Source organism: Gardnerella sp. DNF01199S (assembly GCF_049244155.1).
In the GTDB taxonomy this organism is placed as follows: Bacteria; Actinomycetota; Actinomycetes; order Actinomycetales; family Bifidobacteriaceae; genus Bifidobacterium; species Bifidobacterium piotii.
In genome coordinates this window covers 1,274,483-1,290,053 of record NZ_CP058380.1, presented here as the reverse complement: position 1 = coordinate 1,290,053, position 15,571 = coordinate 1,274,483, and the positions used below count along the sequence as shown (strand labels likewise).

At 40.0% G+C, this 15,571-nt stretch carries 18 protein-coding genes; all 18 read left to right on the top strand.

Features of this window, described 5'->3' with window-relative positions; all coding sequences use genetic code 11:
• Positions 1 to 9 precede the first annotated feature (9 nt).
• Positions 10 to 1,257 carry a phage portal protein gene (locus HXT45_RS05220; RefSeq protein WP_103013949.1) on the top strand — a complete coding sequence of 416 codons (1,248 nt, stop codon included), beginning with the start codon at positions 10 to 12 and terminating at the stop codon, positions 1,255 to 1,257.
• 338 nt (positions 1,258 to 1,595) lie between these two features.
• Positions 1,596 to 2,078, top strand: a complete 483-nt coding sequence (locus HXT45_RS05215) for a DUF7689 domain-containing protein (protein WP_016815963.1) — start codon at positions 1,596 to 1,598, stop codon at positions 2,076 to 2,078.
• A 21-nt stretch (positions 2,079 to 2,099) separates the two neighbouring features.
• Complete coding sequence (locus HXT45_RS05210; RefSeq protein ID WP_004104990.1) at positions 2,100 to 2,867, top strand: hypothetical protein; 768 nt, start codon at positions 2,100 to 2,102, stop codon at positions 2,865 to 2,867.
• Positions 2,868 to 2,983: 116 nt separating this feature from the next.
• Complete coding sequence (locus tag HXT45_RS05205; RefSeq protein WP_415695722.1) at positions 2,984 to 3,727, top strand: head maturation protease, ClpP-related; 744 nt, start codon at positions 2,984 to 2,986, stop codon at positions 3,725 to 3,727.
• 2 nt (positions 3,728 to 3,729) lie between these two features.
• Complete coding sequence (locus tag HXT45_RS05200) at positions 3,730 to 4,914, top strand: phage major capsid protein (RefSeq protein ID WP_421781525.1); 1,185 nt, start codon at positions 3,730 to 3,732, stop codon at positions 4,912 to 4,914.
• A 30-nt stretch (positions 4,915 to 4,944) separates the two neighbouring features.
• Positions 4,945 to 5,223, top strand: a complete 279-nt coding sequence (locus HXT45_RS05195) for a head-tail connector protein (protein ID WP_415682663.1) — start codon at positions 4,945 to 4,947, stop codon at positions 5,221 to 5,223.
• Entirely contained in the window at positions 5,224 to 5,556 is a 333-nt protein-coding gene (locus HXT45_RS05190; protein ID WP_421781523.1) for a phage head closure protein, read from the top strand.
• The gene (locus HXT45_RS05185; RefSeq protein WP_421781521.1) at positions 5,553 to 5,933 is read left to right on the top strand and encodes an HK97 gp10 family phage protein; all 381 of its coding nucleotides are present in this window, start codon (positions 5,553 to 5,555) and stop codon (positions 5,931 to 5,933) included. The genes HXT45_RS05190 and HXT45_RS05185 overlap by 4 nt, the downstream gene beginning before the upstream one ends.
• Positions 5,926 to 6,264 (top strand): hypothetical protein, encoded by a 339-nt coding sequence (locus HXT45_RS05180; protein WP_415697967.1) that lies wholly within the window; start codon positions 5,926 to 5,928, stop codon positions 6,262 to 6,264. The genes HXT45_RS05185 and HXT45_RS05180 overlap by 8 nt, the downstream gene beginning before the upstream one ends.
• Positions 6,248 to 6,820 carry a major tail protein gene (locus HXT45_RS05175; protein WP_076002849.1) on the top strand — a complete coding sequence of 191 codons (573 nt, stop codon included), beginning with the start codon at positions 6,248 to 6,250 and terminating at the stop codon, positions 6,818 to 6,820. The genes HXT45_RS05180 and HXT45_RS05175 overlap by 17 nt, the downstream gene beginning before the upstream one ends.
• Positions 6,821 to 6,838: 18 nt before the next feature.
• Entirely contained in the window at positions 6,839 to 7,204 is a 366-nt protein-coding gene (locus HXT45_RS05170; protein ID WP_014554474.1) for a hypothetical protein, read from the top strand.
• A gap of 249 nt (positions 7,205 to 7,453) precedes the next feature.
• Entirely contained in the window at positions 7,454 to 10,021 is a 2,568-nt protein-coding gene (locus HXT45_RS05165) for a hypothetical protein (RefSeq protein ID WP_421781519.1), read from the top strand.
• A gap of 11 nt (positions 10,022 to 10,032) precedes the next feature.
• On the top strand, positions 10,033 to 10,686 hold the full coding sequence (locus tag HXT45_RS05160) for a hypothetical protein (RefSeq protein ID WP_421782319.1): 654 nt from the start codon (positions 10,033 to 10,035) through the stop codon (positions 10,684 to 10,686).
• A gap of 12 nt (positions 10,687 to 10,698) precedes the next feature.
• Positions 10,699 to 13,506 carry a phage tail spike protein gene (locus tag HXT45_RS05155; protein WP_421782317.1) on the top strand — a complete coding sequence of 936 codons (2,808 nt, stop codon included), beginning with the start codon at positions 10,699 to 10,701 and terminating at the stop codon, positions 13,504 to 13,506.
• A gap of 46 nt (positions 13,507 to 13,552) precedes the next feature.
• Entirely contained in the window at positions 13,553 to 13,735 is a 183-nt protein-coding gene (locus tag HXT45_RS05150) for a hypothetical protein (protein WP_065189411.1), read from the top strand.
• Entirely contained in the window at positions 13,716 to 14,078 is a 363-nt protein-coding gene (locus tag HXT45_RS05145; RefSeq protein ID WP_421781517.1) for a toxin, read from the top strand. Before HXT45_RS05150 ends, HXT45_RS05145 begins: the two co-directional genes overlap by 20 nt.
• A 160-nt stretch (positions 14,079 to 14,238) precedes the next feature.
• Entirely contained in the window at positions 14,239 to 14,658 is a 420-nt protein-coding gene (locus HXT45_RS05140) for a phage holin family protein (protein ID WP_421781515.1), read from the top strand.
• Positions 14,651 to 15,571, top strand: coding sequence for a GH25 family lysozyme (locus tag HXT45_RS05135; RefSeq protein WP_421781513.1), 921 nt, complete (start codon positions 14,651 to 14,653; stop codon positions 15,569 to 15,571). The genes HXT45_RS05140 and HXT45_RS05135 overlap by 8 nt, the downstream gene beginning before the upstream one ends.

Genomic DNA, 15,571 nt, shown 5'->3' with positions numbered 1-15,571 from the left:
GAGGTGACAATGAACATTTTTAGCAGACTATTTAAATCAAGAGATAAGCCTGAAAACAGGATGTTAGGCGGTGGTTATCGTTTCTTAATGGGTACGTCCTCGTCGGGTAAGAGGGTGAATGAGCGTTCGGCGATGCAGATGACGGCAGTTTACTCGTGTGTGCGTATCCTGTCTGAAGCGGTGGCGAGTCTGCCGCTTCACGTGTATGAGCGGACGAGTACGGGTACGGCTAAAGCGATTAAACATCCTTTATATAAGGTGCTTCATGATGAGCCGAATCTTGAAATGACAAGCTTCGTGTTTAGAGAAACTTTGATGACGCATCTATTGTTATGGGGTAATGCTTACGCGCAGATTATTCGAAACGGTAAAGGTGAGGTTTTAGGCTTATACCCTTTAATGCCTGATCGTATGAGAGTTGACCGTGATGAGAGTGGCCAAATTTTTTACGAGTATACGTTAAATGATAGTGATGTTTTAGCGGGTAAAGAAACGAGTGTGAAACTTAAACCTTTTGACGTGCTTCATATTCCCGGTCTTGGTTTTGACGGGCTTGTTGGCTATTCGCCTATTGCGATGGCAAAAAACGCTATCGGTATGGCGATAGCTACGGAAGAGTATGGTGCATCGTTTTTCGCTAACGGTGCTACACCAAGTGGAATCTTGGAATACCCCGGAACAGTAAAAGATCCGTCTGGTATGAGGGATAGTTGGAATAAGGGGTTCTCGGGTTCTAACTCGCATAAGATAGCGATTTTAGAGGAAGGCATGAAGTATACGCCTATTTCTATTTCGCCTAACGAAGCACAGTTTCTTGAAACTCGTAAGTTTCAGATTAACGAGATTGCTCGTATTTTTAGAGTCCCACCACACATGGTTGGTGATTTAGAAAAGTCGAGTTTTTCTAATATTGAGCAGCAGTCGTTGGAGTTTGTGAAATACACGCTGGATCCTTGGGTGGCGCGTTTTGAACAGTCTATTACGAGGCGGCTTTTTACTGATAAGGAGAAAGAAACTTATTATGTGAAGTTTAACGTGGATGGTCTTCTTCGAGGAGACTATCAGAGTCGTATGAATGGTTATGCTACCGCTCGTCAAAACGGTTGGATGAGCGCGAACGATATTAGACAGTTAGAAAACTTGGATAAGATTCCCGCCTGTGAGGGTGGTGACTTGTATTTGATTAACGGTAACATGCTCCCGCTTAACCGTGCTGGAGCGTTCACTGTAATTGGTAGAAATAAGTTAGGTGATTAAGATGAATTTGTGTCTTGATAATATTAATATAACATGTTATATTAACATTATTATAGTATAACTGTTTAGACAGTGGATGAATCATTTAGGCAACGAAGACATAACGAATTATCTTAACGTTAAGCGAAAAATAGAATTTAATCTCTATGGATACTTAGCTAAGATAATATCCTACACTATGAGAGTATACAACAAATTAATAATAGCAGAAAGGATGGAATAATTTATGTGACATTATAAAAAAATCATAAAATGTACAAGAATAGTGATCATTCGAGATAAAATCTGATTAATCTCAATCTTAGTTAAAGATGTTGTTTTTAAGGAGGTGCTTACAAATGATTAGAAAAAGAAAGATGTTATCAGCAATAACCACTTATGTAATGGTTGTTGGAATGTTGTTTTTCACATCCAATTCTGTTGCTTATGCGTATACTTTATCTCAACCAAAATCGTTTTATGATAGTATTTCATGGACATGGTTTTATAGCGATAAGGCTACGCCAGCATATAATTGTCTAGGATTTGCAACTGGTAGTATGACGTACGAATGGCCTAGTGACTTTGGTGATGATGGTGCTACTAAAGCGCAATTGGATAATTATCTGGCAAAGAAAGGTTATAGACCTTATAAATATGATCCATTTATTCTAGCGTATGGTCATTCTCCTGATAAAATTGTTCATTTTGCAAAGGTTACTGGTCTTAAGTGGTGCCGTGCTAAATGGGGACAATTGGAGCTGTTTAACCATGGTAGTCATGATCCTTATTACCCTAATTCTGTTTATGGTTCTTTGCAACACAAATACACTGCGAATTAGAATTCTAGGAGGTGTAATACTATGTCTAAGAAAAAAATGTATATTTCGCTAGGAACTTTACTTTTATTGGTTCTATTTGTATTTACTGGAATTTTTATTATTGGAAATAATCCAGCATCAAAGAATAGTGGGAATATAGCTCATAAATTGATGCCAGTAAACGTAGCTTATGCTGAAACGTTAGATGATATAAAGGGATCCATGAATAAGTTGATGGTGGAATTAGAAACTGAGACGAAGACTAATCCACAAGTGGCTATGCAGGCACATCCAGGAAAGTTTATTAGGAATTCTAAAAACTATCAAAGAATATTGAAACTGGGACTGAAGGCAATTAAACCTCTTTACGATGCTATTTATGATAGTAGAGATGCTGGATGCTATGAATATATTCTAGCTATGGCTATTGAAGACATAACTGGCGAAAAGTTTGTTTACAATTCTGACTATGGTTGGAAAAATTCGTTAGAGTTTAGGATGGCTTATGACGAAAAAGTAAACAATACAAGGTTTAATGTTGAAAGAATCAGTAATAATGAAACTTTGAATGATCATGACCGAACTCAGAAATTTAAGGAATTAGGGATTTTTGCAGTTTCTGATTTAATTAAAGAGTATAGGAAAAGTGATTCCAAAGTTTCTAAACCATCGATATTAGAAGCTGTTAAGGGAATTACTAGTAAGTATAAAGAACTTGCAATAACGGAAAGAACTCCAACTGAGAGTATTCTAGATGAAACACAATTATTTGATTCTCTAGTTTCCTTAAATGGAAGAGCATACAAGTAAGGTGGATTATTTAACTGTAAAGCTAGTTCTTTAGGTATTATATGAGTGTTATACGAACATGAAGCGACCAAGAAAATCTTGGTCGCTTCTTTATATAAGAGAGGAGGAAAAAGGTAATGAGGAAGTTTTGGCAGTGGAAAAACCAAAAGGAAAACAATGAGACTAATGAGAATAATGAGATTTTTGAGAGGACACTGTTTCTTAACGGTACGATTGCTGAAGAATCATGGTTTGATGATGATATTACACCACAACTTTTTAAAGACGAGTTAAACGCTGGTAGTGGAAATATTACCGTGTGGATTAACTCACCTGGCGGCGATTGTGTGGCTGCGGCACAAATCTATAACATGCTCATGGATTACAAGGGTTGTGTGACGGTCAAGATTGATGGGATTGCAGCTTCGGCTGCATCAGTGATTGCTATGGCTGGGACAAAGGTTTATATGAGCCCGGTGTCAATGCTTATGATTCATAATCCTATGACTGTTGCTTTTGGTAACAGAAATGAAATGGAAAAAGCAATATCAATGCTTGATGAGGTCAAAGAGTCCATTATTAACGCTTACGAGATTAAAACAGGGCTTAACCGTGTGAAACTCTCGCATTTAATGGATTCGGAAACGTGGATGGATGCTAACAAGGCGGTAGAACTCGGGTTCGCGGACGGTGTTTTAACTAGAGGTGAAACCACTGATATTGGCATACCACAGGTTTCAACATTGTATTCGAAAGCAAGCGTGCAAAACACGCTGTTGGAAAAAATATGTAAAGCCTGCCGGATAAGCGGTAAGGAAACAAACAATATTAGTGCAGACGATCTTATGGATCGTCTTTTTTTAATCAAAAATTGGAGGTAAATATGATGAACACTATTTCAAACATGGTTGAGAAACGTAATAAGGCTTGGCAGGGTGCGAAAGCTTTCCTTGAGTCTAAACGTGACAAGGACGGGCTTATTTCAGAAGAAGACGCGAAAACCTATGATGAGATGGAAGCGAAAGTGAAAGCTTACAGTATGGAAATTGAACGCTTGGAGCAGATGGAAGTAATGGATAAGGAGCTTTCAAAACCAACATCTGAGGCGATTGTTGCAAAACCTATGAAAACAGGTGTGAACCTTGAAAAACAAGGGCGTGCGCGTGACGAGTATAAGCAGGCGATGCTTACAGCTCTTAGAAGTAATTTTAAACGAGTCGATAACGTGTTGCAGGAAGGCGTGGACGCTGACGGCGGGTATCTTGTGCCGGAAGAATACGATAATCGTCTGATTGAAACGTTGAAAGAAGAAAACATTATTCGCTCTCTTGCTACCACGATTACTACTAGTGGAGAGCATAAGATTAATGTTGCGATGAGTGATCCTGCTGCAGCTTGGATTGAAGAAGGCGCAAGCCTTAACTTTGGGGATTCCAAGTTCGCGCAAATCCTGCTTGACGCTCATAAGCTTCACGTTGCGGTAAAAGTTACTGAAGAACTCTTGTATGATAATGCGTTTAACCTCGAGAATCATCTTCTCACATCCTTCGGCATGGCGTTGGCTAACGCTGAGGAAGACGCTTTTCTTAACGGGGATGGCGTGGGAAAACCGACTGGTATTTTCAACAAGAAAGACGGCGGCACGTTCCTTAAAGAAACTACCAGTATTAAAACTGATGATCTGATTGATCTTGTTCACGCTTTGAGGCGACCATACCGTAAAAACGCGAGTTTTATTATGAACGATAAAACAGTCGCGAGCATACGAAAACTTAAAGACAATAATGGCGCGTACGTTTGGCAGCCTTCATACCAGGATGATGAGCCGAACAGGATTCTCGGATACCCGGTATACACGTCTGCTTACGCGCCTGAAAACATGGTGGCTTTTGGCGACTACTCGTACTACAACATTGGCGACCGTGGTTCACGCTCGTTTAAAGAGCTTACCGAACTTTTCGCTGGAAACGGCATGATAGGTTTCGTTGCAAAAGAGCGTGTAGACGGCAAACTCGTGCTTAAAGAAGCAGTACAGATTCTGCCTGTTAAAACAAGCGTAGCAGCTTAAAAGACGGTTAAAAGTTAAGGAGGGGTGTTGATGATAGTTACAGTTGAGGAAGCAAAAAACTATCTTAGGGTGGATAGTCGAGAAGATGATGAGCTTATCAACACCCTTATTCGTTCTGCTGAAAAACTCTGCCAGGGAGTAGCTCGTAAAAACGATAGGAGTTTGATTAGTGAAAACTTTGACGAGTATCGGCTCGCAGTCTTATACGCTACAGGCTACTTGTATGAGCATCGGGAAGAAGCAGACCATCACACGCTAACTCTCACTTTACGTTCGATGCTTTTTACTGTTAGAAAAACGGGGTTTTAAATGAGAATAGGCTTATTAAACGAGCGTATTGTGCTGCTTAAAAACAGTGTAGAGGTTGATGAGGTTGGTAATCATAAGATTAAGTGGAGTAAATATTACGAGTGTTACGCTACGGTGAGTGCTGAAAGCCCAATGGAGCAGACTTCTGCGGGAAACGTGTGGGATGAGTCAAAAATAGATTTTACTATCCGCTATTCGAAAGAAACCACTGTAATATCATCCACCAGGTATCGTGTTATTTTTCATGATACGGTTTATGAGATTTTAGGTGTTGACCACATGAATTATAAGAAGAAAAGCCTGAAACTTCACTGTAAGAGGTGTAAAAAGTGAGCAAAGTAAGTATTGGCAGCCTCTCTAAAGAAGTTATTAGAGAGCTTAAAACTTACGCGAAAGTTACAACCGGGAAAGTAAAAGAAGCAGTAAAAAACGCTGGTAAAACAGCAAAAGAAGAAATTAACGTGACAGCTCCTAAACGAACTGGCGCGTATGCGAAAAGTTGGTCGGTTAAAACATTAAACGAAACAGGCAGCAGACTAGTTCTCGTAGTGCATTCTAGAAACAAGTATCAGCTTACACACTTGTTAGAGTACGGTCATGCTAAACGAGGTGGTGGACGCGTGGAAGCAAGAGCACACATTGCTGAGGCTGAAAGTAAAGCAGTACGAAATTTTGAAAAAGAAATAGAGGAGGCGGTTAAAAATGGGTAATCTTTTAAACATTATGAGAGAGATAGGTTTTCCTTTCGCATACCATCATTTTGCTGAAGGAGAATCCCCTAATCCGCCTTTCCTCCTGTTTCTTACGCCTGCGAGCAGTAATTTCGCGGCAGACGGGAAAACATATTTTAAAGCAAACGAAGTTCATATTGAACTATACGCAGACTATAAGAACCCCGTGCTGGAAGAACAAGTTGAAGCCGTGCTTGACAGGCACGGCATTTTTTATAACAAAACAGAAACGTTCATAGAGTCGGAACAGCTTTATGAAACACTCTACATTTTTGAAATGGAGGTAACAGAAAATGGGAAACAAGGTTAAATACAATCTTAAAAACGTGTACGCGGCAAAACTTAAAAAAGATTCGAGTGGTTTCTCCTACGATGAGCCTAAGCCGATTCCAGGGGCGGTGAGTATAAGCCTTGAGGCTGAGGGTGAATCCTCACCGTTTTACGCTGACGGGATTGTTTACTTCAGGTCGACTGCTAACAACGGTTACAGTGGCGACTTGGAAATTGCTCTTATACCTGAATGGTTTAGGACGGAAATACTGAGAGAAGAACTAGATAAAAACGGTGTGCTGGTTGAAAACGCGAAGATTAGTGAAACAGAAAAATTCGCGCTCCTGTTTGAGTTTGATGGTGACGTGAACGCGATCAGACACGTTTTATATAACTGTTCAGCAACACGACCGTCTATCGAGTCAGAAACTAAGGAAGACACTATAGAACCGGGTACGGAAACTTTGTCGCTTACGGCTGATCCTAGAGAAGATGGTTTGGTGAAATCCCGTAGCGGTGACACTACTTCAAAAGAAACCTATGAGAACTGGTATAAGAGCGTGTACGTTCCGCAAGCTAACGCGGAAAACAAATAAGTTTTAAAGGGGGTAAACGTGTTAGAAAAAACAGTAAAAGTAAATGGTAAAGACGTGAAGTTTCGTTCTTCAGCCACTATTCCAAGATTGTATCGTATTAAATTCAAGCGTGATATTTTCAAAGACCTGTCAAAATTAGAGCAGTCTTTCAAAATCAACGAGGGTGTTTTTGAAATAGCAGATCTTGAAATTTTTGAAAACGTGGCTTATATCATGGCTTATCACGCGGATAATAGTATTCCAGCGAGTATTGATGAGTGGCTTGACGAGTTTGAAATGTTTTCTATCTACGAGATTCTTCCTGAAATTCTAGAACTTTGGGGAGCAAACTTGGAAACTGAAGTAAAATCTAAAAAAAATTTAAAGCAACAACACGGCAAATGACAACCGCGTTGTTTCTTCTTAGATGCACCGAAATTGGGATTAGTATTTGCGAACTGGATCTTTTAACTATCGGCATGATTTTAGACATGTGGACGGAGAAAGCAAACGATAGTGTGAAATACGATAAGCTCGCAAGCCAAACAGAATTTGATAGGTTCTAGACGAAAACCAGTCATTCTCACATTGCGGTATTAAACAGAAAATCTGAATTTTTTCACGCGTAAATTAAGAGTAAAGGGAGGTGAAGTTATGGCAAACAGGATTAAAGGTATTACTGTTGAAATTGGTGGGGATACTACAGGCTTAGATAAGTCTTTACAACAGGTGAATTCGACTATTCGCTCAACCGAGCAGTCGCTTCGTGATGTTAATAGGCTTTTGAAACTTGATCCGACAAGCACGCAGCTTTTAAGCCAAAAGCAGGCTTTTTTGCAGAAAGAAATCCAAGAAACGTCTAATAAGCTTAACGTTTTGAAACAGGCGGATAAGCAGGCTAAAGTACAGTTGGAAAACGGGGAGCTTGGTAGAGACAAGTATGATGCGTTGCAGCGTGAGATTGTTGAGACAGAAAATAATCTTGATAGTTTAAAAGAAAAATTAAAACAGGTAGGTAGTGTTAGTTTAACCAAGCTTAGTAGCCAGTTTGATAGTACGAGTAAAAAGATAAAGAAACTAGGAGATGGTATGTCATCTCTTGGTCAAAGTTTAAGCACGAAAGTTACGCTGCCGATTGCTGCTATTGGTACTGCCGGTTTTACTGCTGCAGCAGACTTACAGGATGCTATGGGTGCGACAGAGCAGATTTACGGTAAGTCTGCTAACAAGATGCTTAAATGGTCAGGAAGTTTGAAATCCTATTATGGTATTGCTCAAGGTCAAGCTTTAGAGTATGCGAATACTATGGGCGCGATGTTGAAAAATATTGGTGGGAAAAGTGATGCTGAAGCAGCTGAGATGAGTCAGAAGCTGGTTGCTCTTGCAGGCGACTTGTCTGCTATGTTTGGTGGCACAACCGAGTCTGCTGTTCTTGCTTTAACGGGCGCGCTTAAAGGTAATAATGCGATGCTTGACAATTATGGTATGGGTGTTAACGAGGCGACTATTAAAGCTAAAGCTCTTGCTATGGGTTTGCATGATGGTAGAGGCGCGATGAGCTTGCAAGCGAAACAGGCTGCTACTTTGGCTCTTATTATGGAGCAGACTGCTGACGCTCAAGGGCAGGCTGGGCGTGAAGCCGCGGGCGCTTCGGGTTCTATGAAGATTCTAAAAACAGAGTTGCAGAATATTGCTGCGACTATTGGTAATGTTTTACTTCCTGTCATAACACCATTAATGCAGAAAATTTCAGCATGGCTTTCTAAATTTAAACAGCTTTCTCCAGAAAGCCAAAAACTTATAGTGACACTTGGGCTGATTGCTGCGGCAGTTGGCCCTTTTTTAGTGGTTCTTGGAACGTGTATTTCTAAAATAGGTGTTGCTATACAAGGGTTTTCTAAACTAGCTTTGTTTATAGGTAAAATGTTCGCAAGTTTTACTTCCGGCTCTAGCATTCTTGAAGGGTTAGGCGCTGTTTTAGGTGGAGTATCCGCGCCAATACTCGCGGTTGTTGCGGTTATTGGTGTTCTGGTAGCAGCTTTTGTAACCTTATGGAACACTAACGAAGAGTTTAGAAACAGTGTTATTGCTGTTTGGGAGAAAATTAAGGAAACTTTCACCGGTTTTGTTAATGGTGTTAAAGAAAAACTGTCAAGCCTTGGTATTGATTTTACGAGTATTGTTGAAGGGCTTAAAACAGTGTGGAATGGTTTGTGTGCTATTCTAGCTCCACTGTTTGAAGGCGCTTTAAATTTAAGTTTTACTAGTTTCAAAACCGTTCTTGATTTAATCACAGGCGTTTTAGACGTTTTTATAGGATTGTTTACCGGTAACTGGTCTCAGCTTTGGGATGGTGTAAAAGAAATTTTTACTGCTGTTTGGAACGCGGTTAAAAACACGTTCATAACAGTATTTAACACGTTAAAAAACGTTTTTAACGTGTTTTTGTCTTTCTTTGGCACTAGTTGGAACAAACTGTGGTCGAGTGTGAAAAACTTTTTCATGAACGTTTGGAATAGTATCGTATCGTTTTTCACTAACGTTTTAAACGGTATTAAAAACACGGCAACAAGTGTTTGGAATGGTATTAAAACCGCGATCATGAGCGTGGTAAACGGTATTAAAACAAGCATTTCAACAGTGTTTAATTCAGTAGCAAACATGGTTAAGTCTGTGTTTAACGGTATTAAAAACACGGTTGTGTCAGTTTGGAATGGTATTAAAAACGCTATCATTACTCCAATCGAGGCGGCGAAAAACAAGGTTAAAGCAGTAATCGACGCTATAACGGGGTTTTTCTCTGGCATAAAACTTAGTCTTCCTCATATTAAACTGCCGCATTTTAGTATTAAAGGACAATTCTCTCTTACGCCACCGTCTGTACCGTATCTTGCTATCGACTGGTATAAGAAAGCAATGAACAAGCCGATGCTGTTAAACGGGGCGACTATTTTCGGTGAGAAAAACGGGCGTATGCTTGGCGGCGGTGAAAAAGGCCCGGAAGTGATTATGGGGTTGAATAGTTTAGAAAACATGACCGTTGGAGCAAACACGCAAATGCTTAATGTTATGAACCAGATTCTAACGATTATGGACGCGTATTTCCCACAGTTTTCTAACCAGAGTATTGTGCTCGACACTGGTGAACTAGTGGGTGGTATCGCGCACAGGATGGACAGTGAGCTTTTTAAGCTTCAAACAAGAAAAACAAGGGGGTGGTAAAAGTGTATGGGATGCTAATAAACGGGTTGCATAGTTTTAACGATCTAGGGCTGGTTGCTACAAGCCGTCCACGCATTCAACTTCCAGAACCTAAATTAGAGTATTTGCAAATACCAGGCAGGCAGGAAAGTATTGATATTAGTGAAAGTCTTGCCGGTGAAGTGTTATACGAGATGCGTGAAGGCTGTTTTGAATTCATTGTCGCAAACAAAAACAAGTGGAGTGAAACATGCCATAGTGTTAAAACGTTAATCCACGGCAAGAGTGTGAAACTGTCTCTTGATGATGAACCATTGTTCTACTATCAGGGTCGAATGTGGGTTAGTGGTTTTAAGTCGGATAAAAACTATTCAACTCTCACACTCAACTATAAGCTGCAACCATATAAGTATAGTGTAGATGATTCGGATGGGGTTCACACAATATGGGGTGTGCAAGTAGATGATAAGCGTGAAATAACACTCGTTCACGATTTTGACATGACGCTGATTCCAGAATTTAACAACCTGTCATCTAACAGTATGCTACTGGATTCTAATGGTAAAAAGTATGAGATTAAAACAGGTGTTAACCGTTTCCCACAGCTTCGTTCAAAAATAAACATGAGTTTAACATTCGTTGGAAACGGGATGGTAAATATTTCCTATAAAAGGGGGTGGTTGTGAGTGTACAGGATTATGCTTGATGATAATACGATTTACTATCCGAATGATGATAAAGCGGTACTTGATGATATCACGTTAAATTTGGAGCTTAATACTGCGGGAACGTTAACGTTTACTTGCCCTAGTCAAAACCCTTGCTATGAGCTTATTAAAAACCGGAAATCAATAGTAAGCGTGTGGCGTGACGATGAGGAGATTTTCTTCGGCGAGGTTAGAGAACAAGTAAAAGACTTGCATGGTAGTAAGAAAGTAACTTGCGTAGGGTTGTTAACTTACTTAGCGGATAGTATTCAACCTCAGAAAGAATACCATGATCAGAGTTCCTACCAGCTTTTAGAAAAACTTTTACAAGCTCATAACAGTCAGGTAGATGATTATAAGAAAATAAGAATTGGTTTCGTCACCGTATCTGACTCGAATGATTCACTCTACAGGTTTACTAATTTTGAAACCACGCTTGAAGCGATTATGGGTAAAATGGTTGAAAAGCTTGGCGGATATTTACGTCTTAGAAAAGAAGACGGGAAACTTTACTTAGACTACCTACGTTTAGAAGAAATAGGTAAAACTACAAGCCAGCATATTAGTTTCGGCTTGAACCTGCTTGAATACGCGGAAAACCTTTCAGCAGAGGATGTTACTACAGCGGTTATTCCTCTCGGGAAAGAGTTGGAAAACGAGAATAGTGAAAACGAGGTTCTTAAAAAGCATGTTGATATTACTTCAATAAACAATGGGAAAAACTATATAGTATCTCGTGAAGCGCAAAAAACATTCGGCTGGGTTTGTAAAGTTGTTAATTTCAATAATGTGACAGTTCCAACTAATCTTATGCACAAAGCTACTAAATGGTTACAGGATAACCAGTTTGAGCATGTAGAAATAAGCCTTAGCGCGGTTGACTTATCCGAGTTAGGTTTACATTATGCGACGATTAAGTGTGGGGATAGGGTTCGTTGCCTCGCTCCACAATTTGGCATGGACCGAGTGTTTCCTGTAGTAAAAAAGACTATACCGATTCAAAAACCAGGCGAAATGAGAATCGTGCTTGCGAGCAGGATTTCTAAAGGGTATGTGCAAAACTTGTCGCATGCTGTTCAAACGTTAAAAGAAGAAGCGGTTGAAACTAGAAAAATAGACAACGAGCGTGTTAAAGCTGCGATAGATAATATTAAAGCGCAAATGGGTAATTCTCAAAGCGGCTATAAGATAAGCGAATACGATAGTAAAGGCATGTGGGTTCGTGACCTTTACATGGATACGCCTGATAAAAACACTGCTACAAAAGTTTTACAGGTTAACATGAATGGTATTGCTGGAAGCCATAACGGTTTTGCAGGGCCTTACAATACTGCGATGACTCTTGACGGCATGGTGTATGGTGACAGGATTATCGGGCATTCGATTGACGCGGAAAAACTTTCAGTTTCTTACACTTCCCAGGTAGAAAAGCAGATTAGTAAAGCAAAAAACGAGGCTATAAAAGACACTGGTAGGCGGCTTGAAAACTATTACACGATAAGTGAAATCAACACGAAACTAAATGTTACAGACGGTAAGATTGAGGCTGGTGTTGAAAGCGTTAACCATAGTCTTAAACAGAAAAACGGTAACTATTACGGTTCGTATACTCCAAGCCAGTTTAACGCTCCTATGAGCTTGTGGCTGAATGATAGTGAAAAAATGCAGCATGTTGGTGATTTTTTCTACGACACGTCAACCGGCTACGCTTACAGGCTTATTGTTAAGCAGGAAAGTTTAGCCGTAAAATTTAATGAGAAGTCGCATACGGAATCAGCTTTTGACGATTTTGTAGACATTTTTTACAAGTATGAGGATAAAATTTACGCTATACCTGGTTTAACTGGTGAAAAAATTTCTGGCGCAACAGTGTTTGTTCCATCAAGTGAGTTTTGGCTACATTTTAGAACTAACTGGTCTCCGTTTGACAATTATGGTTTTAAGATTGATAGCATTAAAAAAGAGTATTCAGGAGAAATTTCAGGATACGTGTCTAAACTGCCTGAAGATATTAACATTATTGAGGTTGAAGGTGAAAATTATCCTGAGTCTGAACACCCGTATAAAGGTGGAACAAGCAAACTATGGCATTACGTTTCCGCTGACAGTATAAGTAGTTTTAGAACGTTCGATTGGCTGAGAGTTAAAGATAAAGACATTGAGGCTGCTAAATCCACGGCTGATAAGGCTATTTCTAAACTAACCATAGTAGAAGATTCCATATCTTCAATGGTTAAAAAAGGTGATTTTGGTAGTTTCATGCAGCAAAACTATAACAGTTTCCTTCTCGGGTTTAACCATTCGAGTAAATACGTGCAAATAACACCCGGGCAGATAGAACTTTACGATGGTGAAGTTGATGAGGATCATAAAAGAGCTGTTTTTGATAAAAACGGGAACAACTTCTACCGTAACGGCGTGTATATTGGCTATGTTGGAACCGGCGAGTGGGAAGAAGATAATTCTCACAAGGGTCTAGTTTTTCATCTTACTAACGACGGAAAGTATATGGCTTTCGCGCAACGTAAAACGGCTGATGAAGAAACATACGCTACTATGCTGTGTTTTTCACGTTCGCAAAGCATTTATAAAGAGTATGGTATTCACGCTGGATGCAACTTTTACATGCATGGTAACAAGATTATAGATCCTGTTTGGCAAGACGGTGCAGGAGTAGACGCGGATATTAACTATGTGCAGATTATTGAAATGAACCAGGATGGTAAAGCTTCAAAATGGGGGTCTAACGCTCACATGGTGTTTAAAAACGGGATACTCATGAAAGTTAAATACTATTAAAAACGCGGAAGTGAAGCGCGGAAGTGAAAGTAGAGGAGAATTTGTTATGGAAAAACTCATTATTCCCACAAACAAAATAGTGGCTAATAAGGGTACGCGCTTAAAAGATGTGACAGAAAGTATTACAACACCCGTAGTTGATAATACGAAAATTTTATGCGAAATCAGCCACAAGCTGGATATTATTCTAAAAAGATTGGAGGAGAGTAGTGGTAAAACCGACAATTAGCTACGCGGTAGCTGTGCAAAAATATAAGGCTGAGTTAAACGAAAAAATAGTCGAGTTGAATAAGCAAATACCAATACCTACTTACATGATAGAAGGCATTGTTGCAAGCGTATTATCTGATATGCGTTCGGCAGTGATTGCGGAAAACTCGATGGAATATGAAGTGTATGTGAAACAGTTAGAAGACTATTTTAATTCTAGAGAACGCGAACTTAACGACGAGATTTTGAAAATAAAAGCCGAAAAAGACGAAAAAGATGAAAAAGATGAAAAAGATGAAGCGGCTGGGAAAAGTGTAAAAGATGAAATGGTTGATGAAGGTGAAAAAGATGGTAAGGAGTAGTCATGTGTTGAAAAATAATATCAGTTGAAATGCTGAAATGTTGAAATGTTAGGGCAGGTGTGGTTTAAACCATGCCTGCCCTTTTTTATTACTTTCTACTTTTTGTTTTTTGTTTTTATAAGAGTACTGGCAAATGTTAGGAAAACTTGTAAGGAGAATTATGAGAGGATTTTGGAATATTGCTCAACTGGCTTTCACACTGGTAGGCGGCTGGCTGGGATACTTTTTAGGCGGATGCGACGGGCTTATCCTCGCACTCGTTTTATTTGTGGTTGCGGATTATATTACAGGCGTGATGTGTGCGGTCACGGATAAGAAACTGTCTAGCAGCATTGGTTTTAAGGGCATTTTTAGAAAGGTGCTCATTTTTATGCTTGTTGGCATAGCAAACATTATAGATTTTCATGTTTTAAAGCAAGGAAGCGTGATTAGAACCGCAGTAATTTTCTTCTACCTATCTAACGAAGGATTATCTTTAACCGAAAACGCGGCTCACCTGGGGCTTCCCGTGCCTGAGAAATTAAAAAACGTTTTAGAACAATTACACGACAAGAACAGGAAGGACGATACTCATGAGTAAAAAAGGAATAGACGTATCAGAATGGCAGGGTGACATTGATTTCAACGCGGTGAAAGCATCCGGCGTTGAGTTTGTGATCATTCGAGCAGGATACGGTATCGGATGCAAAGACAAGTGGTTTGAACAGAACTATCGTAAAGCAAAAACAGCTGGTCTTGACGTGGGAGCCTACTGGTATTCGTACGCAAACTCTGGTTTTGAGGCGGCTGAGGAAGCTCAAAGCTGTGTGAACATGCTTTCAGGTAAGAGTTTTGAGTATCCTGTTTACTTTGATTTGGAAGAAAAAAGCCAGCTTAACCGTGGGCGAGCTTTCTGCGATTCGCTGATTACCAGTTTTTGCAATAAGCTGGAAGCTTGCGGGTATTATGCAGGTTTTTACACTTCGCTTTCAACTGCTAATAATCTCGTGTCATCTCATGTTAGAAACCGTTACGCTTTGTGGATCGCACAGTGGAACACGCACTGCAGTTATCAAGGCTCGTATGGTCTTTGGCAATACTCGTCAAGTGGCAGTGTGCCTGGAGTAGCCGGCAGAGTTGACATGGATTATGCTTACATGGATTATCCGAGCATTATTAAAAACGCTGGATTAAACGGATGTAAAAACGGCGGATCCAATCAAGCTGCGCGCACGTCAAGTATTGATGATGTGGCGCGAGAAGTTATTAACGGCGCTTGGGGTAACGGAAATGAGCGTAAACAGCGTTTAACTTCTGCCGGATACGATTATGCGAGCGTGCAAAATAAGGTTAATGAGCTTCTTGGTGTTAAAGCCTGTAGAAAGTCGGTTGATGAGCTTGCACGTGAAGTAATCCGAGGCGCGTGGGGTAACGGCAGCACGCGTAAACAGCGTTTAACTTCTGCCGGATACGATTATGATACGGTACAAAAACGAGTAAACGAACTCTTGTAA

Excerpts from the sequence above, each read along its gene's own strand:
- HXT45_RS05140 (WP_421781515.1), top strand. The coding sequence starts at position 14,239 with ATGAGAGGATTTTGGAATATTGCTCAACTGGCTTTCACACTGGTAGGC.
- HXT45_RS05190 (WP_421781523.1), top strand. The coding sequence starts at position 5,224 with ATGAGAATAGGCTTATTAAACGAGCGTATTGTGCTGCTTAAAAACAGT.
- HXT45_RS05205 (WP_415695722.1), top strand. The coding sequence starts at position 2,984 with ATGAGGAAGTTTTGGCAGTGGAAAAACCAAAAGGAAAACAATGAGACT.
- HXT45_RS05150 (WP_065189411.1), top strand. The coding sequence starts at position 13,553 with ATGGAAAAACTCATTATTCCCACAAACAAAATAGTGGCTAATAAGGGT.
- HXT45_RS05180 (WP_415697967.1), top strand. The coding sequence starts at position 5,926 with ATGGGTAATCTTTTAAACATTATGAGAGAGATAGGTTTTCCTTTCGCA.
- HXT45_RS05175 (WP_076002849.1), top strand. The coding sequence starts at position 6,248 with ATGGGAAACAAGGTTAAATACAATCTTAAAAACGTGTACGCGGCAAAA.
- HXT45_RS05210 (WP_004104990.1), top strand. The coding sequence starts at position 2,100 with ATGTCTAAGAAAAAAATGTATATTTCGCTAGGAACTTTACTTTTATTG.
- HXT45_RS05215 (WP_016815963.1), top strand. The coding sequence starts at position 1,596 with ATGATTAGAAAAAGAAAGATGTTATCAGCAATAACCACTTATGTAATG.
- HXT45_RS05135 (WP_421781513.1), top strand. The coding sequence starts at position 14,651 with ATGAGTAAAAAAGGAATAGACGTATCAGAATGGCAGGGTGACATTGAT.
- HXT45_RS05160 (WP_421782319.1), top strand. The coding sequence starts at position 10,033 with ATGCTAATAAACGGGTTGCATAGTTTTAACGATCTAGGGCTGGTTGCT.
- HXT45_RS05195 (WP_415682663.1), top strand. The coding sequence starts at position 4,945 with ATGATAGTTACAGTTGAGGAAGCAAAAAACTATCTTAGGGTGGATAGT.
- HXT45_RS05165 (WP_421781519.1), top strand. The coding sequence starts at position 7,454 with ATGGCAAACAGGATTAAAGGTATTACTGTTGAAATTGGTGGGGATACT.
- HXT45_RS05220 (WP_103013949.1), top strand. The coding sequence starts at position 10 with ATGAACATTTTTAGCAGACTATTTAAATCAAGAGATAAGCCTGAAAAC.
- HXT45_RS05200 (WP_421781525.1), top strand. The coding sequence starts at position 3,730 with ATGATGAACACTATTTCAAACATGGTTGAGAAACGTAATAAGGCTTGG.
- HXT45_RS05155 (WP_421782317.1), top strand. The coding sequence starts at position 10,699 with ATGCTTGATGATAATACGATTTACTATCCGAATGATGATAAAGCGGTA.